Below are 381 nucleotides of genomic sequence, written 5' to 3'. Positions count from 1 at the left end.
TGGATAATCCGGAGTTGTTGACCCCCTGAATCCGGGATGTTGACCCCCTATGTGGAAAACGTACAAAAAAACATGACTAAGATAAATGTTTAGAAGGAGACCGCAGACTTTTTCCTTTTAAATCAATGCGGTGTCCTTTGGGAATAATACGATCCAATATAGCATCGGCGATCGTAGGTTCATCAAAATATTCATGCCATTTTCCTACGGGTAGTTGTGAACAAATGAGTGTAGCGGCTCTTTCATATCGATCTTCGAGGATTTGTAGGAGAATGAGTTTTACTTCATGAGTGATGGGTTGCAGGCCAAAATCGTCCAGGATAATCAGTTGTGCTTTTTTAATTCGGTCCATCCATTTGATGAGTGATCCGTCGGTTTTGG

General features: G+C 41.7%; 1 protein-coding gene. It reads right to left on the bottom strand.

All coding sequences use genetic code 11. The annotated features are described in order from the left end of the window. Positions 1 to 76 precede the first annotated feature (76 nt). Positions 77 to 381: ATP-binding protein (locus tag LVD47_RS23410; protein WP_236981146.1), on the bottom strand; the 305-nt coding region annotated here is incomplete at its 5' end.

Origin of the sequence: Membranihabitans maritimus (genome assembly GCF_021729145.1) — a bacterium.
Taxonomy (GTDB): domain Bacteria; phylum Bacteroidota; class Bacteroidia; order Chitinophagales; family Saprospiraceae; genus Membranihabitans; species Membranihabitans maritimus.
The sequence above is the reverse complement of the archived record's forward strand: the minus strand, read 5'-3'. Positions and strand labels throughout refer to the sequence as shown.